This window comes from Pseudomonas sp. MDT1-17 (genome assembly GCF_054898105.1).
On the sequence record NZ_JBUBVM010000001.1, the window covers coordinates 1979525 to 2003633 of the forward strand.

25 protein-coding genes and 1 pseudogene are annotated in these 24109 nt (G+C 60.5%); 15 read left to right on the top strand and 11 right to left on the bottom strand.

What is annotated here, in order from left to right:
* Positions 1-88: 88 nt before the first annotated feature.
* Genes ACYZTX_RS09025 through ACYZTX_RS09035 form a run of 3 tightly spaced genes read right to left on the bottom strand, consistent with a single transcriptional unit; the run spans position 89 to position 2651 of the window.
* Positions 89-1138 (bottom strand): alkene reductase, encoded by a 1050-nt coding sequence (locus ACYZTX_RS09025; RefSeq protein WP_462033773.1) that lies wholly within the window; start codon positions 1136-1138, stop codon positions 89-91.
* 22 nt (positions 1139-1160) lie between these two features.
* Positions 1161-2327, bottom strand: a complete 1167-nt coding sequence (locus tag ACYZTX_RS09030) for an MFS transporter (RefSeq protein WP_462033774.1) — start codon at positions 2325-2327, stop codon at positions 1161-1163.
* Positions 2328-2330: 3 nt separating this feature from the next.
* On the bottom strand, positions 2331-2651 hold the full coding sequence (locus ACYZTX_RS09035) for an ArsR/SmtB family transcription factor (RefSeq protein ID WP_462033775.1): 321 nt from the start codon (positions 2649-2651) through the stop codon (positions 2331-2333).
* 155 nt (positions 2652-2806) lie between these two features.
* Between ACYZTX_RS09035 and ACYZTX_RS09040 the strand changes: the two genes are divergently transcribed.
* Positions 2807-3382, top strand: coding sequence for an acyl carrier protein phosphodiesterase (locus ACYZTX_RS09040; RefSeq protein WP_462037012.1), 576 nt, complete (start codon positions 2807-2809; stop codon positions 3380-3382).
* A gap of 103 nt (positions 3383-3485) precedes the next feature.
* Here the strand turns inward: ACYZTX_RS09040 and ACYZTX_RS09045 are convergent, their stop codons facing one another.
* Entirely contained in the window at positions 3486-4277 is a 792-nt protein-coding gene (locus ACYZTX_RS09045; RefSeq protein WP_462033776.1) for a lysophospholipid acyltransferase family protein, read from the bottom strand.
* Positions 4277-5032 (bottom strand): L-ornithine N(alpha)-acyltransferase, encoded by a 756-nt coding sequence (gene olsB / locus ACYZTX_RS09050; RefSeq protein WP_462033777.1) that lies wholly within the window; start codon positions 5030-5032, stop codon positions 4277-4279. The genes ACYZTX_RS09045 and olsB overlap by 1 nt, the downstream gene beginning before the upstream one ends.
* Positions 5033-5186: 154 nt before the next feature.
* On the opposite strand from olsB, the pseudogene ACYZTX_RS09055 reads away from it, so the two are divergent.
* The 5 genes and pseudogenes from ACYZTX_RS09055 (at position 5187) to ACYZTX_RS09075 (ending at position 9482) form a co-directional block, all read left to right on the top strand.
* Positions 5187-6081: pseudogene (locus ACYZTX_RS09055) on the top strand (acyl-CoA dehydrogenase middle domain-containing protein).
* A 157-nt stretch (positions 6082-6238) separates the two neighbouring features.
* Positions 6239-7333 carry a serine hydrolase domain-containing protein gene (locus tag ACYZTX_RS09060; RefSeq protein ID WP_462033778.1) on the top strand — a complete coding sequence of 365 codons (1095 nt, stop codon included), beginning with the start codon at positions 6239-6241 and terminating at the stop codon, positions 7331-7333.
* The gene (locus ACYZTX_RS09065; protein WP_462033779.1) at positions 7330-7659 is read left to right on the top strand and encodes an amidase; all 330 of its coding nucleotides are present in this window, start codon (positions 7330-7332) and stop codon (positions 7657-7659) included. Before ACYZTX_RS09060 ends, ACYZTX_RS09065 begins: the two co-directional genes overlap by 4 nt.
* A gap of 73 nt (positions 7660-7732) precedes the next feature.
* Positions 7733-8323 (top strand): YceI family protein, encoded by a 591-nt coding sequence (locus tag ACYZTX_RS09070; protein WP_462033780.1) that lies wholly within the window; start codon positions 7733-7735, stop codon positions 8321-8323.
* A 1-nt stretch (position 8324) separates the two neighbouring features.
* Entirely contained in the window at positions 8325-9482 is a 1158-nt protein-coding gene (locus tag ACYZTX_RS09075; protein WP_462033781.1) for a phospholipase D-like domain-containing protein, read from the top strand.
* A 103-nt stretch (positions 9483-9585) separates the two neighbouring features.
* On the opposite strand, the gene bglX is transcribed toward ACYZTX_RS09075, so the two are convergent.
* Positions 9586-11877: a beta-glucosidase BglX gene (gene bglX, locus ACYZTX_RS09080; RefSeq protein ID WP_462033782.1), complete on the bottom strand. Its 2292-nt coding sequence runs from the start codon at positions 11875-11877 to the stop codon at positions 9586-9588.
* A 239-nt stretch (positions 11878-12116) separates the two neighbouring features.
* On the opposite strand from bglX, the gene ACYZTX_RS09085 reads away from it, so the two are divergent.
* The 4 genes from ACYZTX_RS09085 (at position 12117) to ACYZTX_RS09100 (ending at position 15499) form a co-directional block, all read left to right on the top strand.
* Positions 12117-12728, top strand: coding sequence for a LemA family protein (locus tag ACYZTX_RS09085; RefSeq protein WP_462033783.1), 612 nt, complete (start codon positions 12117-12119; stop codon positions 12726-12728).
* 43 nt (positions 12729-12771) lie between these two features.
* A complete protein-coding gene (locus tag ACYZTX_RS09090) occupies positions 12772-13527 on the top strand; it encodes a TPM domain-containing protein (protein WP_462033784.1) in 756 nt (251 codons plus the stop codon).
* 43 nt (positions 13528-13570) lie between these two features.
* Positions 13571-14188: a TPM domain-containing protein gene (locus ACYZTX_RS09095; protein WP_462033785.1), complete on the top strand. Its 618-nt coding sequence runs from the start codon at positions 13571-13573 to the stop codon at positions 14186-14188.
* Between the two features lie 96 nt (positions 14189-14284).
* Positions 14285-15499 carry a class I SAM-dependent methyltransferase gene (locus ACYZTX_RS09100; protein ID WP_462033786.1) on the top strand — a complete coding sequence of 405 codons (1215 nt, stop codon included), beginning with the start codon at positions 14285-14287 and terminating at the stop codon, positions 15497-15499.
* A 46-nt stretch (positions 15500-15545) separates the two neighbouring features.
* Here ACYZTX_RS09100 and ACYZTX_RS09105 read toward each other — a convergent pair whose 3' ends face one another.
* A complete protein-coding gene (locus tag ACYZTX_RS09105; protein WP_462033787.1) occupies positions 15546-16466 on the bottom strand; it encodes a DMT family transporter in 921 nt (306 codons plus the stop codon).
* A gap of 329 nt (positions 16467-16795) precedes the next feature.
* Here ACYZTX_RS09105 and ACYZTX_RS09110 point away from each other — a divergent pair, with 329 nt between their 5' ends.
* From ACYZTX_RS09110 to ACYZTX_RS09120, 3 genes are read left to right on the top strand one after another with little or no spacing between them, the layout of a single operon-like run.
* Complete coding sequence (locus ACYZTX_RS09110; protein WP_462033788.1) at positions 16796-17377, top strand: DJ-1/PfpI family protein; 582 nt, start codon at positions 16796-16798, stop codon at positions 17375-17377.
* Between the two features lie 14 nt (positions 17378-17391).
* A complete protein-coding gene (locus ACYZTX_RS09115; protein WP_008025707.1) occupies positions 17392-17697 on the top strand; it encodes a ribbon-helix-helix domain-containing protein in 306 nt (101 codons plus the stop codon).
* A gap of 57 nt (positions 17698-17754) precedes the next feature.
* On the top strand, positions 17755-18099 hold the full coding sequence (locus ACYZTX_RS09120) for a YegP family protein (RefSeq protein WP_462033789.1): 345 nt from the start codon (positions 17755-17757) through the stop codon (positions 18097-18099).
* Between the two features lie 75 nt (positions 18100-18174).
* Here ACYZTX_RS09120 and ACYZTX_RS09125 read toward each other — a convergent pair whose 3' ends face one another.
* Positions 18175-19062, bottom strand: coding sequence for a dihydrodipicolinate synthase family protein (locus tag ACYZTX_RS09125; protein ID WP_462033790.1), 888 nt, complete (start codon positions 19060-19062; stop codon positions 18175-18177).
* Positions 19063-19091: 29 nt separating this feature from the next.
* Positions 19092-19874 carry an aldolase gene (locus ACYZTX_RS09130; protein WP_462033791.1) on the bottom strand — a complete coding sequence of 261 codons (783 nt, stop codon included), beginning with the start codon at positions 19872-19874 and terminating at the stop codon, positions 19092-19094.
* 108 nt (positions 19875-19982) lie between these two features.
* Here ACYZTX_RS09130 and ACYZTX_RS09135 point away from each other — a divergent pair, with 108 nt between their 5' ends.
* On the top strand, positions 19983-20525 hold the full coding sequence (locus ACYZTX_RS09135) for a helix-turn-helix domain-containing protein (RefSeq protein ID WP_462033792.1): 543 nt from the start codon (positions 19983-19985) through the stop codon (positions 20523-20525).
* A gap of 87 nt (positions 20526-20612) precedes the next feature.
* Here ACYZTX_RS09135 and ACYZTX_RS09140 read toward each other — a convergent pair whose 3' ends face one another.
* Positions 20613-21632, bottom strand: coding sequence for a DUF4917 family protein (locus ACYZTX_RS09140; RefSeq protein ID WP_462033793.1), 1020 nt, complete (start codon positions 21630-21632; stop codon positions 20613-20615).
* 156 nt (positions 21633-21788) lie between these two features.
* Here ACYZTX_RS09140 and yiaY point away from each other — a divergent pair, with 156 nt between their 5' ends.
* Entirely contained in the window at positions 21789-22937 is a 1149-nt protein-coding gene (gene yiaY / locus ACYZTX_RS09145; RefSeq protein ID WP_462033794.1) for an L-threonine dehydrogenase, read from the top strand.
* On the opposite strand, the gene ACYZTX_RS09150 is transcribed toward yiaY, so the two are convergent.
* Entirely contained in the window at positions 22934-24100 is a 1167-nt protein-coding gene (locus ACYZTX_RS09150) for a multidrug effflux MFS transporter (protein WP_462033795.1), read from the bottom strand. The genes yiaY and ACYZTX_RS09150 overlap by 4 nt on opposite strands.
* Positions 24101-24109 lie beyond the last annotated feature (9 nt).

Genomic DNA, 24109 nt, shown 5'->3' on the forward strand with positions numbered 1-24109 from the left:
TGATTTGTAGGGATTTTGTGAGTGACCCCGGCGCAAAAAAAGCCCCGGCTCTTTCGAGTCGGGGCTTTTGCATTTCAAGAGTGGACGCTTACATCACCGGGTAATCGATATAACCAACCGGGCCCTTGGCGTAGAACAATTCCGGACGCGCTTCATTCAGCGGCGCATCGGCCTTCAAACGTGCCGGCAGGTCCGGGTTGGCAATGAACGGCACACCGAAGGCGACCGCATCGGCCTTGCCGCTGGCGAGCCAGGCGTTGGCGCTGTCTTTGGTGAAGCTTTCGTTGACGATGTACGGGCCGCCGAACGCTTCTTTGAGTTGTGGGCCGAGGCTGTCGCCGGCTTCTTTCTCGCGGGAGCAAATGAACGCGATGCCACGTTTGCCCAGTTCGCGGGCAACGTAGGTAAAGGTCTCGGACAGGTTGTCGTCGCCCATGTCATGCGAATCGGCGCGCGGTGACAGGTGCACACCGACGCGACCGGCGCCCCAGATTTCGATTGCGGCGTCGGTCACTTCCAGCAACAGGCGCGCACGGTTTTCCAGGGAGCCGCCGTAGTTGTCGGTGCGCTGGTTGGTGCTGCTTTGCAGGAACTGGTCGAGCAGGTAACCGTTGGCGCCGTGGATTTCCACGCCGTCGAAACCGGCCGCCTTGGCGTTCTCGGCACCGACGCGGTAAGCGTCGACGATGTCGGCAATTTCAGCAGTTTCCAAAGCACGCGGTGTCGGGTAGTCAGCCAGTGGGCGAACCAGGCTGACGTGGCCTTTTGGCTGAATGGCGCTCGGTGCGACGGGTGCTTCACCGCCCAGGTACGACGCGTGGGAAACCCGGCCGACGTGCCACAGTTGCAGGAAAATCTTGCCGCCCGCGCCGTGGATCGCTTTGGTCACATTGGCCCAGCCACGTACCTGATCGTTGGACCAGATCCCCGGGGTGTCCGGGTAGCCGACGCCCATCGGCGTGACCGAAGTGGCCTCGCTGAGGATCAGGCCGGCCGAGGCGCGTTGTACGTAATACTCGGCCATCAGTGCGTTTGGCACGCGGCCTTCGTCGGCGCGGCAGCGGGTCAGCGGCGCCATGATGATGCGGTTGGACAATTCGAGGTCGCCCAGTTTGATCGGATCGAAAATAGTCGTCATAAAATACAACCCTCGTGAGGTATCAATTAGTAGCAGGGGCCAGTTCGGGATTACCGTTCTGACGGAAAGTAATCAGGGTCACCAGCAGGGCGAGCACCGCCAATGCTGCTGCCGCGAGCGGCACGCTGGTCAGGCCGAAACCATGGGCGATGACGCTGCCGCCGACCCAGGCACCCAGTGCGTTGCCGATGTTGAAAGCGCCGATGTTCAGGGTCGACACCAGGTTCGGTGCCGCCTTGCCATAGGTCACGACATTCACTTGCAAGGCGGGTACGGCGGCGAAGCACGCGGTGGCCCAGAGGAACAGGGTGATTTCGGTCGGAATCACTGCAACGCTGGTCCAGGTCAGCACGGTGGAAACCACCGCCATGGCGATGAACACACCGATCAGCGTTGCAGCCAGGCTTTTGTCTGCCAGCTTGCCGCCGATGATGTTGCCGACTGTCAGGCCCAGGCCGATGAGCATCAGGGTCCAGGTCACGCCGTTGGGCGATACGCCGGTGACATCGCCGAGCAGCGGGGCAACATAGGTGAACAGGGTGAATACCGACGCCGCGAACAACGCCGTCATGCTCAGGGACAGCCAGATTCCGGCGCCTTTAAGGGCGCGCAGTTCGGCGCGCATGTCGAGTTTCTCTTCATCGCGCTTGGCCGGCAGGAAACGGATCAGGCCGATCAATGCGATCACACCCATCACGGTCACCGCCCAGAAGGTCGAGCGCCAGCCGGCTTGCTGACCGAGCGCGGTGCCCAGCGGGACGCCGAGCACGTTGGCCAGGGTCAGGCCGGTGAACATCAAAGCCACCGCCGAAGCGCGCTTGTTCGCCGGAACGAGACCTGCCGCCACCACCGAACCGATACCGAAGAACGCACCGTGGCAGAGGGCGGTGACCACACGGGCAAACATCAGCACGTTGTAGTCGGTCGCCATTGCACAGAGCAGGTTGCCGATGATGAAGATGCCCATCAACACTACCAGTGCAGCCTTGCGCGGTAATTTGGCAGTGGCCAGTGCCATGAACGGCGCACCGATGGCCACGCCCAACGCGTAACCGGTCACCAGCCAGCCGGCGCCGGGAATCGACACGCCGAGGTCAGCCGCCACGTCGGGCAACAAGCCCATGATGACGAACTCGGTGGTGCCGATGGCGAAAGCGCTCAAGGCCAGAATGAGTAGCGAGAGGGGCATTGTTTAATTCCTTGTCGGAGCGCTGAGCTCCTTGACGATGGCGTCGAGGAACGCCTGAATCACGTCCTCATTGCGTCTGAAGAAGTGCCATTGACCGGCTTTCTGGCTGCTGATCAGCCCCGCACGTTGCAAGTTCGCCAAATGGGCGGACACGGTCGACTGCGACAGGCCGCAGCGTTGATCGATCTGTCCGGCGCAAATGCCGTACTCGTGGTTGTGGATCTGTTCCGGGAACTGGGCTTTGGGGTCTTTCAGCCAGGTGAGGATGTCTCGGCGTACTGGGTGTGCCAGGGCTTTTATTATTTCGTCGAGGTCGATGGTCATGGTTGGGGCTCGTGATGAGTAAAACGCTATATCGCGATGAGGCGAACTTTAAATCGGTACTTCGCGATATACCAATATGATTTTGGTCTGACGACCGCGTAAATCGGTATATCGGGTTATAACGATATTTAATGCGCAGTGCTAAGCTGCGCGGCATGAACTATCTCGCACATCTGCACCTCGGTGGCCAGCGCCCCGGTCAATTGCTCGGCAGTCTGTATGGCGATTTCGTCAAAGGGCGGCTGCAAGGGCAGTTCGAACCGGAGATCGAAGCGGCCATCCAGCTGCATCGCAGCATTGATGTCTTTACCGACCGCCATCCGTTGGTGGACGTTTCGTTGTCGCGGTTTTCCCTGACCCGCAGGCGTTACGCCGGGATCGTGCTCGACGTGTTTTTCGATCATTGCCTGGCGCGTGACTGGACGCTGTACGCCGACCGGCCGCTGGAGCAGTTCACTTCGGACGTGTACCGGGTTTTGTCCGCCGAGCCGCAATTGCCGGAACGTCTGGCACTGATCGCGCCGCACATGATGGCCAATGACTGGTTGGGTTCTTACCGGGAGTTCGCAGTGCTGGAGCAGGTGCTGCGGGGGATTTCGCGGCGGTTGACGCGGCCGGAGGAACTGGCCGCAGCGATGCAGGAGTTGCGGGTGTTGTATGAGCCGTTGAGTGATGACTTTCGGTTGTTCTATCCGCAGCTTCAGACATTCGCCCGAACAAAGCAGATCTAAAAATGTGGGAGCGGGCTTGCTCGCGAAAGCGGTTCGTCAGTCACATCAATGTTGGATGTGCCGCCGCCTTCGCGAGCAAGCCCGCTCCCACAGGGGATTTGTATCAAGCGGCGATCGCGGGGCGCAGCGGTTCCGGTTGCGCCTGCGGAATCGCCCCAAACAACGCCTTCTGCACCGCCTGCTGTGCCTCGAACGCCAGCGCTGCACGCTCGCGACCTTCGCAAGCGATAGGCTTGAGCAGATGAATCTCCACCTCACCCCGATCATTGGCAAACAAGCGCATCAGGTGCGAGAGCAAATCGTCATCGCCAATGAACGGCGCCAGCGAATCGAGTTCACCGTCGCGCAGATAACGAATCGCCACCGGCTGCAACTTCACTTCGGAATCGATCGCCGCCGACAGCAAGCGACCATGAAAAGTACGCAGCGAACGGCCATCGGTGGTGGTGCCTTCCGGGAACATCAGCAGCGGATGTTCCTGCTCCAGATGACGGGTCATCTGTTTGCGAATCAACTGGCTGTCGCCCGAGCCGCGACGGATAAACAGGCTGCCGGCCTTGGCCGCCAACCAGCCTGCCACCGGCCAGGTGCGCACTTCGGCCTTGGACAGGAACGACAGCGGCGTGAGCATGCCCAGCAGTGGAATGTCGGTCCAGGACACGTGGTTGCTGACCCACAGCATCGGCGCTTTCGGCAATTGACCGTGCACGGTCACGCGAAAGGGCAGGGCGTTGCTCAAACGTGCCATGAAGAACCGCGACCAGCGTTGGCGGCGGACCATCGAATGAGCGAGCCCCAAACGTTCGAACAGCCCAAATATTCCGGCCATGCTCAACCCCAGCGCCACGACCGTCAGCACTCGCGCAATCCGCGCGTACACCCGTAACCGGCTCATCAAACGGCCGCCTTGAAGTGTTTGGCGTAACGCGGGCAGAGTTCGTCGCGCTTGAGCAGGATGAACACGTCGGCAACCTGGAAGTCTTCGTCCCAGCACGGCTCGCCGCAGATCTTCGCGCCAAGGCGCATGTAGGCCTTGAGCAGCGGTGGCATTTCGGCGATGACGTTGGACGGGATGTCGAGACTCGGCAGCGGTTTTTTCGGTTCGGCCCGCAGGTGTTCTGTGCACAGGTAGCGTTCGCGCAGGCGCTGCATGATCGCGTGGGCCTGAATGCCGCCGTCCTGCATCGGGATGCTCGCGCAACCCATCAAATAGCTGTAGCCACCCTGGTTCAGCACTTCGGCCAGTTCGCCCCACAGCACGGCAATGGTGCCGCCGTTGCGGTAGGCCGGGTCGACGCAGGTGCGACCGATTTCCAGGATCGGGCCTTTTAAGTGGACCAGGCCGTGCAGGCTGAATTCTTCTTCGCTGTAGAACCTGCCCAGGCTGCTGGCGGCCGTGTGGTCGAGCAAACGGGTGGTTGCCACCAGACGCCCGGTGTTCAAGTCACGCACGCCGATGTGGGCGCAGTGAACATCATAGTCATCCATGTCCAGACCCAGCTCGGCGCCTTTCAGCTTGGCGTTGAATTCGCCGCTGAACACGTTGAAGCGCAGGGCCTGGGCTTCCTGCAAGGCCTCGGTACCCACCAGGCGTTCGGCTTGCAGGCGGCGTTCATTGCCGGTGTCGCTGATGCGGGCGATCTGAGTCATTGCGAATCTCCGTACGGGCCGTTCACCCGTCTTGGGTTGCAGCCGATCGACTTTCTTTATGCAGCCGTGTTGTGCAAAGTCAGGCTATGTAGCCCCGGTGTCATCGCCATGAAGCTTTGGTGATGCTTATATGACAGCCCACAAGGAGCCTCTTATGCCCTGGCAAAACCTGTTGAGCCGCCGCGATCGCCTGCCCGCCAACCCGGACCTCGGCGAGGGGTTCGCGACCTTGTTGCACCTGTTGGGCAACGTCACGCCGTTCGAAGTGGCGGTGGCCGGCGGGCGTCTGATGTCGACGCCGGGGCTGGCGTTTCTGGTGGGGTATCAGGCGGCTTTGCGCATGCTCTGGCCGAGCGCGCCGCTGAGCCTCGGTGCATTATGCGCGACTGAACAGCGCAGCCTGCGGGTGGCGGACATGCAGACCCGTCTCAACGATTTGCGTCTGAGCGGGCGCAAGGATTTTGTCACCGCAGGCGATGCCGCCGATTGGTTGCTGATCGCTGATCGCTGCTCGCAGTGAAGCCCCCGGCGAAGAACCGCGCCTGAACCTGGCGGTGGTCTATCCCGATGAACCGGGCGTGCGCCTGGAAAAACTCCCGGCGATCCCGTTGATGCCGGACATCAGCCATGGCCGGCTGATTCTCGATAATGCTCAGTGCGAACTGTTGGCGGGGGATGGCTGGGAGGCTTACATCAAACCGTTCCGCACCCTTGAAGACATTTATGTGCTGAGCGCGATGACCGCCTGGTTGTACGGCATCGGTCAGGACAGCGACTGGCCACAAACCTTGCAGCTGCGCTTGCTGGCGCTGCTGGCCGGGTGTGCGGAAGTCAGCCGCCAGGCGCCGAATAATCAGTCCGGGCATGTGTTGCTCGGTGGCTTGTTTGCGCAGTTCGATGGGCTCAAGGCTGAGGTGACTCAGGCACTGGCCGATGGCCCGCAGCATTGGGCCGCAATGTGGCAGCGCGATCAGGGCGTGATGGATTTGGCGGCGGGTGCGCGGGGGAAGCGGTTGGCCAAGGCACTCGCGGGATCTGCACTGGAATGACCGGCCCCTTCGCGAGCAGACTCGCTCCCACATTTTGAAATGCATTCCCCTGTGGGAGCGAGCCTGCTCGCGAAGACGGCTTCATTGGCAACACAAACCCCGGAACTGTCATCAACCGCGTCTAGGCTCAGCAGGTCCATCCCTCCGAGCACCCACCATGTTCAAAGGCTTGTCCCTGATTGTCGGGCTATTGCTCAGCCTCACGGCCCACGCCGAATACTGGCCTGCCGAGCAATGGTCGACCGGCCCGACAGTCACCGGGCCGGCGCTTCAAGCCCTGGAGACGTACGCCTTTTCACCCCGTGATGAGGCCACCCGCAAAGGCATCCGCACCGACGCCTTGCTGGTGATCCGCGACGGCCAGTTGATCTACGAACGCTACGCCGGCCCAACTACCGCCGACACCCCGCACCTGACCTGGTCCATCAGCAAAAGCCTGATGGCCACGGTCCTCGGCGTGGCCTATGGCGAAGGCCTGTTCAAGCTCACGGATCCGGTGCTGAAGTTTTATCCACCGCTGGAAAAGCACCCGACGATGACCATGGCCGATCTGCTGCACTGGGCCTCGGGCCTGGACTGGCAGGAAGACTATGAATACGCGCCGTTGAAATCCTCGGTGGTCGCGATGCTCTACACCCGTGGTCACCAGGACATGGCAGCGTTCACCGCCGATCACGCTGAATACGCCAAAACCGGTCAGGCATTCCGTTACTCCAGTGGCGATAGCAATCTGTTGTCCGCCGCGCTGAAAAACATCGTCGGCCCGGCCCGCTATCCGGACTATCCATGGACCGCTCTGTTCGACCCCTTGGGGATTCGTCACGCCGTCTGGGAAACCGATGCCACGGGGACGTTCGTCGCGTCATCCTATGCCTACCTCACCGCCAGGGATCTGGCCCGAATCGGTCTGCTGATGGCGCGCGACGGCCGTTGGGGCGAGCGCCAATTGCTGCCCAAGGACTGGACCACTTTCAACCGCGAACCGTTCGCCCACTATCAAGCCCATCAGGACGAAGCCGTGCCTGGCGGCCATTGGTGGCTTAACCGAGCGGTGGCGGGCGCGGTAAAACCCTGGCCCGATGCACCCGACGACACCTTCGCCGCGCTGGGCCATTGGGGTCAGGCGATGTACGTGATTCCCGGCGAGAACCTGGTGATCGTGCGCTATGGCGATGACCGCGACGCCAGCTACCAGCACAACGAGTTGCTCAATCTCGCGCTCAAGGCATTTGCCGCGAAGGTGCATCCATGAACTGCCGCAGCCTTGTCCGTCGCCGACCGTTCAGCACGCTGTTGTTGATCCTGCTGGTCGCCTTGCTCGGCTGGGTCTGGCAGGAACGGGTGGCGCTGTGGGCGTTCCCGGACATCATCAGCGCCTACACCGCCAAGGAATATTGTTCGTGCCGTTACGTGATGAACAACCCGGCCGAGTTCTGCCACAGCTATGTGAAACAGTGGCTGCCGACCAGTGGCTTTACCGATGACGCCGCCAGTAGGCGCGTCACCGTCAGCGGCATGTGGCGCAGCAACAGCGCGCAATGGATCGGCGAGCGCCAAGGCTGCCGCCTGCAACCCTGAATGCTGCTACACGTTTGCAATTGGCTCACGGGCGGTTAAGGTTCGTGCAGGTTTATCTGCCCCACGAGTCTCTATGTTCAACCGCTCTGTCTCCAACACCCTTGCCTTCCTGCTGCTGGCCGGTGCCGCCCTGTCGGCCCATGCCGATTGGTATCTGGATGGCGAGTCCTCGCGGCTGTCGTTCATCAGCACCAAAAACACCAACATTTCCGAAGTGCAGCGCTTTTTGGTGCTGCACGGCAAGGTCGATCCCAAAGGGCTGGCGCAGGTCGAAGTCGAGCTGGACTCGGTCAACAGCGGCATCCCGCTGCGCGATGAACGCATGCGCAAGGACCTGTTTGACATCCAGACCTTCCCCGAAGCGCTGATCACCGCACAGATCGATCTACGCCCGATCAACGATCTGGCGCCCGGCGCGCAACTTGAATTACGCCTGCCGCTGACCGTCAACCTCCATGGCAAACAACACCAATACAACGCCGAACTGCTGGCAACCCGTCTCGATGACCGACGCTTCCAGGTGGTGACCCTCGAACCGCTGATCATCAATGCTGCGGATTTCGACTTGGCGCCCGGCCTGGAAAACTTGCGCAAGGTCGCCGGTTTGTCGGCCATCAGTCTGTCGGTACCGGTGAGTGCGGTACTGATTTTCACGGCGCGCTGACATGGCCGGTGCAATTTTTCCCTGGCGTGAAGGCAACCGCTTTGAACTGCTGATCGACGGTCCGCAGTTTTTTCCTCGGATGTTGGTTGCGATTGCCCGTGCCGAAGAACAGGTCGATCTGGAGCTGTACCTGGTGGAGGCGGGTGCCTGTGCGGAGGCGATGGTTCAGGCGTTGGTCCAGGCGGCCGAGCGTGGCGTGCGCGTGCGCTGCCTGTTCGATGATTACGGCAGCCTCGCGTTCACCCTGACCTTGCGTCGGCGTTTGATGTCGGCGGGGGTGGAGCTGCGTTTTTACAATCGCCTGAGCTGGCGGCGTTGGGTCGGCAACTTCTACCGCGATCACCGCAAGCTGTTGCTGGTCGATCAGGGCATGGCCGTGGTGGGCGGCACCGGGGTGACTGATGAGTTCTGGACGCCGGGCGAAGACACCAGCGAATGGCACGAAGTGATGGTGGAAATCAACGGCCCCCTGGTCATCGACTGGCAGTTGCTGTTCGACCGCCAATGGATCGCCAACCGGCATCGGCGCGCCTGGAAGCCCGCTGCGCATTTCGGCTTGCCGCGTTTGCCACGTGTACCGTCCATGGGCGAGGGCGTGGGCCGGGTCGCCTATGCCGACGCCCGCCAGCACCGGGACATCCTGCAATCGCTGGTTCGCGCGCTGAACAGTGGCCGGCGGCGGATCTGGCTGGCGACGCCGTATTTCCTGCCGACCTGGAAAGTCCGTCGCTCATTGCGCCGGGCAGCTGGCCGGGGCGTCGATGTGCGTCTGCTGCTGACCGGGCCGCGCACCGACCACCCATCAGTGCGTTATGCCGGGCATCGCTACTACCCGCGATTGCTCAGGGCCGGGGTGAAGATCTTCGAATACCAGCCGTGTTTCCTGCACCTGAAAATGGTCCTGATTGACGACTGGGTGAGCATCGGTTCGTGCAATTTCGATCACTGGAATTTGCGTTTCAACCTGGAAGCCAACCTTGAGGCACTGGACCCCGGGCTGACGCGGGCGGTGGCGGCGAGTTTCGAGAAGGACTTTGCGCAGAGCCAGGAAGTCAGCCTGGACGCATGGAAACGCCGGCCGCTGTGGCGGCGGGTGAAGCAACGGGTGTGGGGATGGGTGGATCGGCTGGTGGTGAATCTGCTGGATCGACGGGGGTAGGGCAAGAGCAAGATCAAAAGATCGCAGCCTGCGGCAGCGCCTACATTGGGATGGTGTACACCCTGTAGGAGCTGCCGCAGGCTGCGATCTTTTGCTTTAAGGGTTAGAGCAATTCAAAGCTCTGCTGCGTCACGTCCTGGGAATCCATGCCAATCTGCACATTGAACTTGCCCGGTTCTGCCGCGTACTTGAGCTGGGTGTTGAAGAACTTCAGGTCGTCCTCGGTGATGGTGAAGTGCACGACTTTCTGTTCGCCGGCCTTGAGCATGATTTTCTGGAAGTTCTTCAGTTCCTTGACCGGACGGATCATCGAGCCGGTCACGTCCTGGATGTACAGCTGCACCACGGTTTCGCCGTCGCGCTTGCCGGTGTTTTTCAGCATGACGCTGGCGTCGAGCTTGCCGGTTTTGTTCAGCGTGGTGGATGACAGGGCCATGGCGCTCAGGCTGAAGTCGGTGTAGCTCAGACCGAAGCCGAACGGGAACAGCGGCCCTGTGGTGTCATCGAAATACTGCGAGGTGTAGTTGCCCGGTTTGCCTGGGGTGAACGGCCGGCCAATGCTCAGGTGGTTGTAGTAGGTCGGAATCTGACCCACCGAGCGCGGGAAGGTGATCGGCAGTTTGCCCGACGGGTTGTAGTCGCCAAACAGCACGTCGGCGATGGCGTTGCCGCCCTCGGTACCGCTGAACCAGGTTTCCAGAATCGCGTCAGCCTGTTCTTTCTCTTCGAGAATCGACAGCGGACGGCCGTTCATCAACACCAGCACCAACGGTTTGCCGGTGGCCTTCAGGGCCTTGATCAAATCGCGCTGGTTAGACGGGATGTTCAGGTCGGTGCGGCTCGACGATTCGTGGGACATGCCACGGGACTCGCCGACCGCTGCCACCACTACATCAGCATCCTTGGCGGCTTTCACGGCTTCGTCGATCAGCACTTGTGCCGAACGCGGATCGTCCACGACTTCCGGTGCGTCGAAGTTGAGGAAGTTCAGGTAATCGAGGGCTTTCTTGTCACTGGTGATGTTGGCGCCACGGGCGTAGATCAGTGTCGATTGCGCGCCCAGTGCAGTGGTCATGCCGTCGAACAGCGTCACCGATTGCGCAGGGCGACCGTTGGCGGCCCAACTGCCCATCATGTCGATCGGTGCCTTGGCCAACGGACCGACCAGGGCGATTTTCGCGGTTTTCTTCAGCGGCAGGGTTTCGCCCTGATTCTTCAGCAACACCATGCTGCGGCGCGCAACATCACGGGCCTCAGTGCGGTGCAGGCGGCTGTCGGCGTTAGTGTCGGCCGGATCATCTTCAGCCTTGCCGATGCGCAGGTACGGGTCCTTGAACAGGCCCATGTCGTACTTGGCGTCGAGCACCGCATGCACGGCGTTGTCGATGTCGCTCTGCTGGATCTCACCGGCCTTCAGCAGGCCTGGCAGCTCCTTGCCGTAGAGGGTGTCGTTCATGCTCATGTGGATGCCGGCCTTGATCGCCAGCTTCGCGGCTTCGCGTCCATCGCGAGCAACACCGTGCTTGATCAGCTCGAAAATCGCTCCGTGGTCGCTGACGGCCAGGCCTTTGAAGCCCCATTGCTCGCGCAACAGGTCGTTCATCAGCCAGGTGTCGGCGGTGGCCGGCACGCCGTTGATCGAGTTCAGCGCGACCATCACCCCGCCAGCACCCGCGTCGATAGCCGCACGGTACGGTGGCAGGTAGTCCTGGAACATTTTGACCGGGCTCATGTCGACGACGTTGTAGTCGCGACCGCCTTCGACCGCGCCGTACAAGGCAAAGTGTTTGACGCTGGCCATGATGCTGTCGGCGGCGTTCGCGCCGGTGCCCTGGAACGCCTTGACCATCACGCCGGCGATACGCGACACGAGATACGTGTCTTCACCGAAGCCTTCGGAGGTGCGGCCCCAACGCGGGTCGCGGGAGATGTCGACCATCGGCGCGAAGGTGATGTCGAGGCTGTCCGACGCGGCTTCCTTGGCGGCGATGCGCCCGGACAGGCCGATGGCGTCCATGTCCCAGCTCGACGCCAGGGCCAGCGGGATCGGGAAAATAGTCCGATGACCGTGGATCACGTCATAGGCGAAGAACATCGGGATCTTCAACCGGCTGCGCATGGCCGCGTCCTGCATCGGACGGTTTTCCGGGCGGGTGATCGAGTTGAACGTGCCACCGATGTTGCCGACAGCGATTTCCTTGCGGATCATCTCCCGAGGCATTTCCGGGCCGATGCTGATCAGGCGCAACTGGCCGATCTTTTCATCGAGGGTCATTTGCTTCATCAGGTTGCTGATGAACGCGTCCTTGTTTTCCAGAGGTGCGGGCGTCGTGGCGGCCAATACGGTATGACTGGCCAGGCTGACGAGCAGGCCCAGCAAACACAGCTTCTTCATGAATGGTTTTCTCTAAAGCCTAAACGGCAGTAAATACGCGCCGGTCAGCCAAAATTTAGGGAGCGACTATTGTTGTTCAGGTAAATGCAGGCACACTTGTGCAGTATTTTTTGCGCTGGGGCATCTTTTAGCCCATTGGCGCGATGCAATCCAGTGGCGGCGGCAGATTATGCCCGAAGAGCCGGGTTCAAAGTTCGAAGGTTGTTTTTCAACGGAATGTGCAAGGGAGCATCAACCAAATGAATGTACGACACCACACTCGGTCGAGCCTGCAGGTTGCAGCCTTGATGTTGCTGACCACACTGTTGGCCGGCTGCGGCATCAACACAATCCCGACCCTCGACGAACAGGCCAAGGCCGCGTGGGGCCAGGTGCAGAACCAGTACCAACGCCGCGCCGACCTGATCCCCAATCTGGTGGAAACCGTCAAGGGCTACGCCCAGCATGAGCAGGAAACCCTGACCGCGGTGATCGAAGCCCGGGCCAAGGCCACGTCGATTCAGGTGGACGCCAGCACGCTGGACAACCCAGAAAAGCTCAAGCAGTTCCAGCAGGCCCAGGATCAGCTGACCGGTGCCTTGAGCCGTTTGATGGTGGTGTCCGAGCGGTATCCGGACCTCAAGGCCAACCAGAATTTCCTGGCGTTGCAATCGCAGCTTGAAGGCACCGAGAACCGCATCGCCGTGGCGCGTCGCGACTTCATCCTCGCCGTGCAGAAATACAACACGGAACTTCGTACCTTCCCCGGTCGCCTGTGGCACACGGTGATGTACAGCGATTTGCCGATCCGCGAAACCTTCGAGGCCACCAGCCCCGATACGCAAAAAGCGCCAGAAGTGAAATTCAAGTAAGTACCGGGATGGGTTTGAAGCGTCACCACGGATGAGGTTGCCCATGCGCGTGTTGAAAGTTGGCCTGGTGCTGTTGCTCTGGGTGTTTGCCCTGACGGCCCAGGCCGCGTTGAAGTTTCCGGAACTGACCGGGCGGGTGGTGGATAACGCCCAGATGATCGAGCCGTCGGTGCGCGAGCAGCTGACGCAGCAGCTTCAGGCCCATGAAAAAGCCACCGGCGAGCAGTTGGTGGTGGTCACGTTGGCGGATTTGCAGGGCACCGACATAGCGGACTTCGGTTATCAACTGGGGCGCTATTGGGGCATCGGCCAGAAGGACAAAAACACCGGCGCGCTGCTGATCGTTGCGCGTGACGATCGCAAGCTGCGGATTGAAGTCGGTTATGGCCTGGAGGATCGCCTGACCGATGCGCAGAGCTCGGTGATCATCAATCAGGTGATCACCCCGGCGTTCAAAACCGGCAACTTCAGCAAGGGCATCAGCGACGGGGTCGCGGCGATGCTCGTGGTGCTGGGCGGCAATCCGCTGGATGAGCCGTCTACGGTGTATGACTCCGGAAGCAATCAGGAAAGCGACTTCGTTTCGCGGCATCCGGGCATATTCGTGTTTCTGGTGATGCTGTTCATCCTGACGATGTTTGTCTGCCAGATGCTCGGGATCCTGCCCAGCGGTGGTGGTGGCCGAGGCGGTTCGAGCGGCGGTTTTGGCGGTGGAGGTTTTGGTGGCGGCGGTGGAGGCGGGGGCTTCAGCGGCGGAGGGGGCAGTTTCGGGGGCGGCGGTTCGTCGGGCGGCTGGTGAAAACACTGCTGTTAATAGCAATAGCGAGTAGGCATCTTTAAACATGGCATTACTGACTGAACACGAACAACGCAAAGTTGCCGAAGCGATTGCCCGGGTCGAGCGCGACACCGACGCCGAACTGGTGACCGTGCTCGCGGCCCGCGCCGACGACTACGCGTACATCCCGCTGCTCTGGGCCAGCCTGCTGGCGTTGGTGGTGCCGGGTATCGTGCATTACCTGACGGGCTGGCTGACCCTGCACAGTTTGCTGTTGGTGCAATGGATCACGTTCATCGTGCTGTGCCTGGTGTTCCGGATTCCGAAAATCACCACGCACCTGATCCCGCGTTCGGTGCGTCACTGGCGCGCCTCGAACCTGGCGCGCCGGCAGTTTCTGGAGCAAAACCTGCACCACACGGTGGGCAGTACCGGCATGCTGATATTTGTCTGCGAAGCCGAGCGCTATGTGGAGATTTTGGTCGATGAAGGGATTTCGAAGCGCCTGGACAACAAAAACTGGGACGCGATTGTCGCGGCGTTCACTCAACAGGTGAAGCAAGGGCAGACGTTGCAGGGTTTTGTGACGTGTGTGGAGGCGTGCGGCGAGTTGCTTAAGGTGCATGTGCCGGTGACGCATGTGAGGAATGAGTTGCCGAATCGGTTGGTGGTGTTGGGGTAAGGGGTGGTTTTCAAACCGTTCGGTAAATAACCGCGTGTCCCAAACCCCTATCCCCCCTAAAATACCCGCCATTCCCCGCCCGAGGCCGTTTTTTCCATGTCTGTCACCGCCACTCCCGCCAGCCTCGCGCCGGATCATCACGCCCAGTTCATCGACCTGCTGCAATCCAGCCTCGACGACAACGCCTTCATCAAACTGGTGCTGGCCAAGTACGCCGGCACTGAGGCGGACTTGCAGCGGCTGATCATCAAACAGCTGACGGTCAAGGATCAGCCCTGCCTGTCCTTCGTCTACCGTTACAAGACCCGCGATATCACCAAGAACTTGCCGATAGCCGAGGGCGTAGCGACCCTCGCCGCGTTGCTGCCTGCGTCGTTCAAAAATGCGCATTTACTGTCGCTGACGGACGAAGCCCAGCTGGAATACAGCAAAAAGGGCAAGTCTTCGCTGTTCAGGAGCAAACCTCAGCAATTGCGTGAGGTGCCGTCCGCCGAGCACAACCGCGAGAAGAACCGCTTCCTCGACCTGAGCCGGCCGTTTCTCGCCGACCTCGGCGTGACCAACAAGCAGCATGAGCTGATCCCGGCGATGTCGCGCAAGTGGAAGCAGATCAACAAATTCATCGAAGTCTTCAGCCATGCACTGACCACCTCGCCTTTGGCGCTGGACAAGCCGGTACAGGTGGCGGACTTCGGTTCGGGCAAGGGTTACCTGACGTTCGCGATCCACGACTATCTGCGCAACACCTTGAAGGCCGAAGGCGTGGTGACGGGTGTCGAGTTGCGCGAAGAAATGGTCAACCTATGTAACGCCGCGGCCGCAAAGCTCGAGCATCCGGGGCTGGTGTTCAAGTGCGGTGATGTGCGCAGCGTGGCGCCGAGCGAGCTGGACGTAATGATTGCGCTGCATGCCTGCGACATCGCCACCGACTATGCGATTCACACCGGTATCCGTTCCGGCGCCTCGATCATCATGTGCTCGCCGTGCTGCCACAAGCAGATCCGCCTGCAAATCCAGAGCCCGGCACTGCTCAAGCCGATGCTGCAATACGGTCTGCATTTGGGGCAGCAGGCGGAAATGGTCACCGACAGTTTGCGCGCGTTGTTCCTTGAGGCCTGTGGTTACGAGACCAAGGTATTCGAGTTCATTTCACTGGACCACACCAACAAGAACAAGATGATCCTGGCGGTCAAACGTACCGAGCCGGTGGACCCGGCTCAGCTGATGGTGAAGATTCAGGAACTGAAGGATTTCTACCACATCAGCGAACATTGCCTCGAAACCCTGCTGCGGGCTGACGGCTACCTCTGACCCCCTGTGGGAGCGGGCTTGCTCGCGAAGGCGGACTGGCAGCCAACTAAGATGTTGAATGTGATGACCCCTTCGCGAGCAAGCCCGCTCCCACATTGGGTTTGATTGCGGTCTTGCGTCCCAACATCACGGTCACGATCACCCCGCCGGCAAACAGCCAGGTGATCGGCTCGATGTGTTCACCGAAGAACAGCGCCGAAAAGGCGATGGTGAAGAAAATCTGTAGCAGTTGGATCTGGCTGACCCGGGCAATGCCGCCCATCGCCAACCCGGCGTACCAGGCGAAGAAGCCGATGAATTGCGAAAACAGCGAGACGTAGCCAAACGCCCACCAGGTCTTGGCCGAAATCTCGCCCTGATGTTGCAACGCCAGGTACACCACCGGCCCGATCAGCAACGGCGTCGACAGCACCAGCGCCCAGCAGATCACCTGCCAGCCACCCATCTCCTTGGCCAGTCGGCCGCCCTCTGCATAACCCAGGCCGCCAACGGCAATCGCCCCGAGCATCAGCAAATCACCCGCCTGAATGCTGCCGGCACCGCTGATCAGCGCATAACCGAGCACCAGAGTACTGCCCAATGCTGCGCAGGCCCAGAAGGCTTTCGACGGTCGTTCATGGGACAACCACGCGGCATACAGTGCAACACACAGCGGTTGCAGGCCGTTGACCAGTGCGCCGTGAGACGCCGGCAAGGTTTGCATGGCCCAGGCCGAAAGGACCGGGAAGCCGAGAATCACTCCGGCAATCACCAGGGTCAGGCCTTTGACTTGTTTCCAGTTCGGCCATTTTTCCCGACGCCACAGCAACAGCAACGCCGCCGGAACCGCCGCGAACAGTGCACGGCCCAGGCCGTTGAGCAGCGGATGGAGTTCCTGCACGACGATCCGTGTGAAGGGCAGGGTGAGGCTGAAGATCACAACGCCGAGCAGGCCGAGGGCCATGCCGGTGTTTTCGCGAGAGGACATGATGGCAACCAGAATCGAGGGCGACGGAGAGAGTCTTCATCTAGCCATAAACCGCAGGGTTCGCGCTGTTACAGCTAGGTGCAGAGTTATCCGTACAGTTGCGAGTAATGCTCGCAACGTAGGAGCTGGCGGAGCCTGCGATCTTTTGATCTTGCCCTTCGACAATCTTCAATACCGCCAAAAGATCGCAGGCTCCGCCAGCTCCTACACCGACCGCGTCTAGCCACTTTTTCCCGGTTGTCGTAGTACTTGGCTATTACCCGACCCCGCGGATAAGGACTACCTTGAACACTCCTGCATGACCACTATTTCCCAGAGGAGTCCTCCCCATGGCGGCTAAAAAAATTCTGATGCTGGTCGGCGATTACGTCGAAGACTACGAAGTGATGGTGCCGTTTCAAGCGCTGCTGATGGTTGGCCACACGGTGCATGCCGTTTGCCCGGACAAAACCGCCGGTCAGACCGTACGCACGGCCATCCACGACTTTGAAGGCGACCAGACCTACAGCGAAAATCCCGGCCACCTGTTTGCCCTCAACTTCGACTTCGCCAAGGTCGCTGAAGCGGACTACGACGCCCTGCTGGTACCGGGTGGTCGTGCGCCGGAATACCTGCGCCTGAACGAAAAAGTCCTGGAACTGGTGCGAGCGTTCGACAAGGCCGGCAAACCGATTGCCGCCGTGTGTCACGGTGCACAATTGCTGGCGGCTGCGGGGATTCTTGAAGGTCGCGAGTGCAGCGCTTACCCGGCCTGTGCCCCGGAAGTGCGCCTGGCCGGCGGTACGTTCATCGATATCCCTGTGACGGAAGGTCACGTTCAAGGCAATCTGGCCACTGCTCCGGCCTGGCCGGCGCACCCGAGCTGGCTCGCCGGTTTCCTCGGGTTGCTGGGCACCAAAATCACGCTGTAACGAGGGACCTGTCCATGTGCGAGCTCTACGTCAAAGCCGATCCGATTCTCTACGAGTCGCGCTCCCGCTCGCTGCGCATCTGCGGGGTGGTCACCACCCTGCGGCTGGAGAATCAGTTCTGGGACATCCTCAGCGAAATCGCCGAGGTCGACGGCATGACCACCAACCAGTTGATCGCCAAGCTGTATGAAGAGGTGATGGACTACCGCGGCGAGGTGGTGAATTTCGCCTCGTTTTTGCGGGTCAGCTGTACGCGGTACCTGAGTCAGCGACGGGTGCAGGCGCCGGAATTATCGGTGGTGCGCGCGGTGGTGAAATAGGGCAGGTTGGTCTTTACTCTGAAGCGCGAAACCTATCAATTGCCTAGGAGAAAGAGCATGTCTGGATGGTATGAAGTGAGCAAAAGCAGCAATGGTCAATTCAAGTTCGTACTGAAGGCCGCCAACGCGGAAACCATTCTGACCAGCGAGCTGTACACCACCCGCGCAGCCGCCGACAAAGGCATCGCATCGGTTCAGAGCAACAGCCCGCAGGATGAACGCTACGAGAAGAAAACCACCAAGGATGGCCATCCTTACTTCAACCTCAAGGCCGGTAACCACGAGATCATCGGCAGCAGCGAGGCTTACGCCTCCGCAGCCGCGATGGATAAAGGCATCGCCAGCGTAAAGGCCAACGGGCCGAGCACGGTGATCAAGGACAAGACCTTGCCGGTGCTCTGAACACACCTTTTGAAACTTGAATGCAAATCCCTTGTGGGAGCGAGCTCCCACATTGGTTTTGTGTGTGCCGATAGATCAGCGCAATGCTTTCAACAGGTTTTGCAGCTGACTGCAATCGGCCTCATCCAGCGGAAACACCGGCAACCGCGGATTGCCCACTTCCAGCCCGGTGGCGCGCAAACCGGCCTTGATAGTCGCCGGCAAACCACCTTTGAGGATGAAATCCAGCAGCGGCAACTGGCGATAGAACAGTTCGCGCGCCTTGCCCAGGTCGTTGGCCAATACCGCTTCATACAAATCAAGATTGAGCTGCGGGATCAGGTTCGGCGCCGCCGTGCACCAGCCTTTCGCACCTGCCGCGAAGGCTTCCAGCGCCAATGGGTTGCAACCGTTGTAGAACGGCACCTGACCTTCGCCGAGCAGTTGCAGCTGGTGCATGCGCTGGATGTCGCCAGTGCTTTCCTTGACCATCGTCACGTTATCCACGGCATGGAAAATCCGCAGGATCAGGTCCACCGACATGTCGGTGCCGCTGGTGGCCGGGTTGTTGTAGAGCATGATCGGGACGCCGATGTTTTCGCCGATGGCGCGGTAGTGGGCGAGGATTTGTGCTTCGCTGAGTTTCCAGTAAGACGTCGGCAGCACCATCACCACGTCGGCGCCGTGGGCTTCGGCAAATCGCGCGCGGCGCACCGCTTTGGCGGTGGTCAGGTCGGACACGCTGACGATGGTCGGCACGCGTTTGGCCACATGCTGGAGACTGAACTCGCTGACCTGATCCCACTCCGCGTCGCTCAGGTAAGCGCCTTCGCCGGTGCTGCCCAGCGGTGCGATGGAGTGCACGCCGCTATCGATCAGACGATCGATGGAACGCCCCAGCGCGTCGAGATCAACGCCCTCGCCGTTGGCGGTGAATGGAGTGATGGTGTAGCCGATGATGCCGTGAATGTTTGGGGTCGACATGGCGACTCTCCTCTTGAAAATGAGTGGTTTCAGTTCAGGCAATCGGCGTGTTGACGCAGGTTCTGCCGAGCGTAGTAGTTGAAAGCGGCGGCATGTCGTTTTGGCCTGGAAATCCAGTCATGGGCTTCGCGGCCCAGCTCCGGCAGGATCGGTTTGATAGTTCCCGCGCTCATGGCCAGTAATTGCAGTTTCGCCGCTCGTTCAATCAGTTGCGCAATGACACAGGCTTCTTCGATGGTCGCGCCTGTGGACAATTGGCCGTGGTGCGAAAGCAGGATCGCCCGTTTGTCGCCCAGAGCTGCGGCAATCAGTTCACCCTCCTCGTTACCCACCGGCACGCCCGGCCAGCCTTCGAGAAACGCACAGTCGTCGTAGAGCGGGCAGAGGTCCATGTGGGAAATCTGCAGTGGTACTTCGAGCATCGACAGCGCGGCAACGTGGGTCGGGTGAGTGTGGATGATGCAGTTCACGTCGGGTCGCGCGCGGTACACCCAGCTGTGGAAACGGTTGGCCGGGTTGGGCATCCCGTGGCCTTCAAGCACTTCCAGGTCTTCGTTGACCAGCAGCAGATTGCCTGCGGTGATTTCGTCGAAACCCAGGCCCAGTTGTTGAGTGTAGTAGGTGCCAGGTTGCGGGCCACGGGCGGTGATCTGCCCGGCCAGGCCTGAGTCGTGGCCGTTCTCGAACAGAATCCGGCAGGTCAGGGCCAGCTTTTGCCGGTCGGTCCACGTATTATCCGCCAGGGTATTTTGCATCTGGGTCAGCGCTTGCTTGACCAGTTGCTCTTTGGGTAGTGCTAAGGTCTTGGCCATATCGGTGTCTTAGGTGGCTTCATGCAAATGACACTAAAGAGGCTATATGACACATTGTGTCATTGGCAAGGACAAATCGTCGCCTTCTTGATGGATTAATCGCTCTACATGTCTATCCGTTTGAAATTACTTAGAAAAAAACTTGGCGTGACGCTGGAGGCCTTGGCCGAAAAATCCGGCATGACCAAGAGCTATCTGTCGAAAGTCGAACGCGGGCTAAACACCCCGTCGATCGCTGCTGCCCTGAAACTGGCCAAGGCGCTGAACGTGAAGGTCGAGGAGCTGTTCTCCGAAGAAACTGTCAGCCTCGACCGTTACAGCCTGGTGCGCAGCGATGAACGCCAGTCCTTGGCGGCCAACGATGAAAGCCCGGGCTACGCAGTGCTGGCTCATCAGGTCAGCGAGCGCAGCCTGCTGCCGTTCATGATTTACCCGCCGAACGAGTTTGCCGACAAGACCTTCAAGGAACATGTGGGGGAGGAGTTTCTGTTCGTGCACGAGGGGCAGGTGGAAGTGGACTTCATGAACGAGCGGGTGCTGCTCAATCGGGGTGATGCGCTGCACTTCAATGCGCAGAAACCTCACCGGATCAGGTCGGTGGGCGAGGTTCAGGCGCAGTTGCTGGTGGTGGTGCATAGCGCCGAGGAATGAGTCGCCAGTTAAAAGATCGCAGCCTTCGGCAGCTCCTACACCGATCTCTGTAGGAGCTGCCGAAGGCTGCGATCTTTTGATCTTGATTTAAACCTCGACTGGAACTGTGAGCTTCGGGCTGCCCAACGCATGCGTCTTCGAATCAAAGAACCGCAGTTCCACACCCGTGCCCTCAAACACCTTCGCGTAATGCCGCTTCTGGTGCTGAATGAACGCCTTGCTGCGCGGATAAATCGAGATCGCCACGACCTGCGGTTTCGCCTGGCGCAAGGCGTGGATGATGTGGCTGTCCTGCTCACCCAGGGCGTGACCGAAGAGGCACAACCCGTCGCCATGACCGAGTAGCTGGTCGTAGCAGAACGACAGATAGTCCGAGCTGCGAATGGTTTTGAGCTTGTCCTGCGCCGGACCTTCATTGACGAACAGCGGCACATCGTCGAGGGTCTTGATCGTGTTGTTGATTGCGAAACTGCCGAGCAACGTGCCCTCGGTCGACATCAGTTTGCGCGCCGTGCCGTCCTGATTGCGCACCAGATGCAGGCCGCCGTGCAGGTACAGAAGGCGGGATTTATCAGTCGCTGTGGCGCTCAGATCGAAGCTCGGCTCGGCACCCTGAAACAGGTCGGTGATCGCGTCAGGCTGATGCTGAATCGCCCAGGAATTGAGCAGGTCATAGTTGGTGGTGAACACCGTCCGGTAGCGGCTCAGTTCCTGGTTGATCGCCGCCAGCGTCGAGGGCACCACCAGCCGCCACGGGATGTGCACCGCGTGCACACTGTTGATCAGTGCTTCCTTGATCGCGTAGTAACGATTGCGCGGTGCGGCGGAACTCACGGCCAGGGCCTTGTTGACCCGGCTGGTGGTTTTCAGCGCGCTGAGCACCTGCTCGAAGCTGCGCGTCTGCAGAGCGTCGAATACGCTCAGCTCGGACTGGCTCAGGGGCTTTTCTTCGACGGTGCGGGCGTTTTCGAACAGCGAGTCGTAGCCGAAGTCGTCCCACACGGCGCGGCTGGCGCCGTTGCCCACTAGCAGGCCGCTGAACGAGGCGGTGGCGCGCAAGGCGTTCCAGTCTTCAAGTTGGGCATCAACATCCTGGAAATCGGTCATTGCGGTCAAAGTCTCAAAGCAAAAGGTCTGATGGGCGGCGACTTTATCACGACCAAGACTTGAGCCAGATCAAGTTACTGCGTGACCGATAGGTCGATTCTGTGGGTACCCGCTGGATCGGCGCTGCCGATTCGGCCTCAGCCAGGAGACTCGCTCATGAGCAGCACGTTTTTCATCCCCGCCGTGAACATCATGGGCATTGGTTGCCTGGACGAAGCCATGGACGCCATTCGCAAATACGGCTTTCGCAAGGCACTGATCGTCACCGACGCCGGGCTGGCCAAGGCGGGTGTCGCGAAAATGATTGCCGATAAACTGGCGTTGCAGGACATCGACTCGGTGATTTTCGACGGCGCCAAGCCGAACCCGAGCATCGCCAACGTCGAAAGCGGGCTGGGCCTGCTCAAGGAAACCCGCTGTGATTTCGTGGTGTCCCTGGGCGGCGGTTCGCCCCATGACTGCGCCAAAGGCATCGCGTTATGCGCGACCAACGGTGGGCAGATTCGCGATTACGAAGGCGTCGATCAATCCACCCAACCGCAACTGCCGCTGATTGCCATCAACACCACCGCCGGCACCGCCAGCGAGATGACTCGTTTCTGCATCATTACCGACGAATCCCGTCACGTAAAAATGGCCATCGTCGATCGCAACGTCACGCCACTGCTGTCGGTCAACGACCCGGCGCTGATGGTCGCCATGCCCAAGGGCCTGACGGCTGCCACCGGCATGGACGCATTGACCCACGCCATCGAGGCCTACGTTTCCACGGCGGCCAATCCGATCACCGATGCTTGCGCACTGAAGGCAATCACGTTGATCAGCAACAACCTGCGCCTGGCCGTCCGTGACGGTAGTGACATGGCCGCGCGGGAAAACATGGCTTACGCGCAGTTCCTCGCCGGCATGGCGTTCAATAACGCATCCCTGGGTTATGTCCACGCCATGGCTCACCAGTTGGGCGGGTTCTATGACTTGCCTCATGGTGTGTGCAACGCGGTACTGCTGCCCCACGTACAAAGTTTTAACGCGCTGGTTTGCGCCGATCGCCTCACTGATGTCGCCGTTGCGATGGGCGTCGATGTTCACGGCTTCACCCCGGAAGCGGGCGCCCAGGCAGCCATCGTGGCGATCCGCAGCCTGTCCAAGGACGTGGAAATTCCCGCCGGTTTGCGGGAGCTCGGCGCCAAGCTCAACGACATCCCGATCCTCGCCACCAATGCCTTGAAAGATGCCTGCGGTGTGACCAACCCCCGAGCGGCGGATCAGCGCCAGATCGAGGAGATTTTCCGCAGCGCGTTTTAAGTAGTTTTGCGACCGGGCGCGAGCATCACGCAGAGCATCGCGCCCAACGCCAGCAAGGTACACAACAGTGACAACGGCCAGGCCTGCGGGCTTGCGATCAAACTGGCGACCCCGCCGATAACCGCGGCCATCAATTGATGAATGAAACCGCTCAACGCCATCGCATACGCACCGCCGACCGGCGAACCGTCATTGGCCAGGGCCAGGCTGATCGGGTAAGTCAACGACTGGCCGAACACCGCAAAGCAATAGGGCAACCAGAACAGCAGCGCCACTGCAGTGCCCGTCACACTCCCCAGCAACATCACCGCGCTGCCGGCCAGCACCAGCCCCACTCCCGCCATCATCAACCTGCGTTGACCGGTGCGCAGTACAAAACCATTGACCCCCAAAGCCCCCAGAAAATACGCCGCGCTGATCGGCCAGCCCAACAACCCGTATTCCATGGCCGACCAGTTGAACGGTCCTTGCAGAATCAGCGGCGCTGCGGCGTTGAACGCGACAATCACTCCGTACCCGAGGCCGCCGGTGAGGGCCGGCAACAGAAAGGCTCGATGACGCAAAATGCGCCAGTAGCTCGGCCAGGCGGATGACGGGGCTTTCTCCTCGGCCAGCGCCGGGAACGTAACCCGAGCCACGACCAGCCCCATCATCAGACTCACACCCCCCAACAAGTAGAAAATCGCTGGCCAGCCCAGCGCCACCTGGATGATCGACCCCAGGTATTGCCCGATACCCAGCGCCACCACGAATGACATCGAAATCCAGGACAACGCCTTGGCCAGTAGGTCGCCGCGGAAACTGTCGCGGATCAGCACCCGCGCCATGACCGAGATGCCGCTGGCGCCAATGCCCTGAACCAGTCGAAACGCCAGGAACGATTCAAGCGTCTGGCTCAGGGGCAACGCCAGATTGCCCAAAACGTAGATGACGAGTGCGGCGAGCAGCACCGGTTTGCGGCCGATGCGCTGGCCCAGGCTGCCCCAGAACAACATCGGCAGCGCCATGCCGATCAGATACACCGCCAGCCCCCAGGAAACCTGCGAGGCGTCGGCGGACAGATCCCGAGCAATGTCCGGCAGTGCCGGCAAGTAAATGCTCATGCCTAGTTGGGCGAGGAAAACCGTGCTGCAGGTGACGAGGAGGGTGGTGCTGCTCTTCATTGAATCTTC

Excerpts from the sequence above, each read along its gene's own strand:
- bglX (WP_462033782.1), bottom strand. The coding sequence starts at position 11,877 with ATGAAGAAGCTGTGTTTGCTGGGCCTGCTCGTCAGCCTGGCCAGTCAT.
- ACYZTX_RS09060 (WP_462033778.1), top strand. The coding sequence starts at position 6,239 with ATGTTCAAAGGCTTGTCCCTGATTGTCGGGCTATTGCTCAGCCTCACG.
- ACYZTX_RS09105 (WP_462033787.1), bottom strand. The coding sequence starts at position 16,466 with ATGTCCTCTCGCGAAAACACCGGCATGGCCCTCGGCCTGCTCGGCGTT.
- yiaY (WP_462033794.1), top strand. The coding sequence starts at position 21,789 with ATGAGCAGCACGTTTTTCATCCCCGCCGTGAACATCATGGGCATTGGT.
- ACYZTX_RS09120 (WP_462033789.1), top strand. The coding sequence starts at position 17,755 with ATGTCTGGATGGTATGAAGTGAGCAAAAGCAGCAATGGTCAATTCAAG.
- ACYZTX_RS09045 (WP_462033776.1), bottom strand. The coding sequence starts at position 4,277 with ATGAGCCGGTTACGGGTGTACGCGCGGATTGCGCGAGTGCTGACGGTC.
- ACYZTX_RS09065 (WP_462033779.1), top strand. The coding sequence starts at position 7,330 with ATGAACTGCCGCAGCCTTGTCCGTCGCCGACCGTTCAGCACGCTGTTG.
- ACYZTX_RS09135 (WP_462033792.1), top strand. The coding sequence starts at position 19,983 with ATGTCTATCCGTTTGAAATTACTTAGAAAAAAACTTGGCGTGACGCTG.
- ACYZTX_RS09040 (WP_462037012.1), top strand. The coding sequence starts at position 2,807 with ATGAACTATCTCGCACATCTGCACCTCGGTGGCCAGCGCCCCGGTCAA.
- ACYZTX_RS09075 (WP_462033781.1), top strand. The coding sequence starts at position 8,325 with ATGGCCGGTGCAATTTTTCCCTGGCGTGAAGGCAACCGCTTTGAACTG.
- ACYZTX_RS09100 (WP_462033786.1), top strand. The coding sequence starts at position 14,285 with ATGTCTGTCACCGCCACTCCCGCCAGCCTCGCGCCGGATCATCACGCC.
- ACYZTX_RS09095 (WP_462033785.1), top strand. The coding sequence starts at position 13,571 with ATGGCATTACTGACTGAACACGAACAACGCAAAGTTGCCGAAGCGATT.
- ACYZTX_RS09090 (WP_462033784.1), top strand. The coding sequence starts at position 12,772 with ATGCGCGTGTTGAAAGTTGGCCTGGTGCTGTTGCTCTGGGTGTTTGCC.
- ACYZTX_RS09140 (WP_462033793.1), bottom strand. The coding sequence starts at position 21,632 with ATGACCGATTTCCAGGATGTTGATGCCCAACTTGAAGACTGGAACGCC.
- ACYZTX_RS09110 (WP_462033788.1), top strand. The coding sequence starts at position 16,796 with ATGGCGGCTAAAAAAATTCTGATGCTGGTCGGCGATTACGTCGAAGAC.
- ACYZTX_RS09115 (WP_008025707.1), top strand. The coding sequence starts at position 17,392 with ATGTGCGAGCTCTACGTCAAAGCCGATCCGATTCTCTACGAGTCGCGC.
- ACYZTX_RS09125 (WP_462033790.1), bottom strand. The coding sequence starts at position 19,062 with ATGTCGACCCCAAACATTCACGGCATCATCGGCTACACCATCACTCCA.
- ACYZTX_RS09025 (WP_462033773.1), bottom strand. The coding sequence starts at position 1,138 with ATGACGACTATTTTCGATCCGATCAAACTGGGCGACCTCGAATTGTCC.
- ACYZTX_RS09130 (WP_462033791.1), bottom strand. The coding sequence starts at position 19,874 with ATGGCCAAGACCTTAGCACTACCCAAAGAGCAACTGGTCAAGCAAGCG.
- ACYZTX_RS09030 (WP_462033774.1), bottom strand. The coding sequence starts at position 2,327 with ATGCCCCTCTCGCTACTCATTCTGGCCTTGAGCGCTTTCGCCATCGGC.
- ACYZTX_RS09085 (WP_462033783.1), top strand. The coding sequence starts at position 12,117 with ATGAATGTACGACACCACACTCGGTCGAGCCTGCAGGTTGCAGCCTTG.
- ACYZTX_RS09150 (WP_462033795.1), bottom strand. The coding sequence starts at position 24,100 with ATGAAGAGCAGCACCACCCTCCTCGTCACCTGCAGCACGGTTTTCCTC.
- ACYZTX_RS09035 (WP_462033775.1), bottom strand. The coding sequence starts at position 2,651 with ATGACCATCGACCTCGACGAAATAATAAAAGCCCTGGCACACCCAGTA.
- ACYZTX_RS09070 (WP_462033780.1), top strand. The coding sequence starts at position 7,733 with ATGTTCAACCGCTCTGTCTCCAACACCCTTGCCTTCCTGCTGCTGGCC.
- olsB (WP_462033777.1), bottom strand. The coding sequence starts at position 5,032 with ATGACTCAGATCGCCCGCATCAGCGACACCGGCAATGAACGCCGCCTG.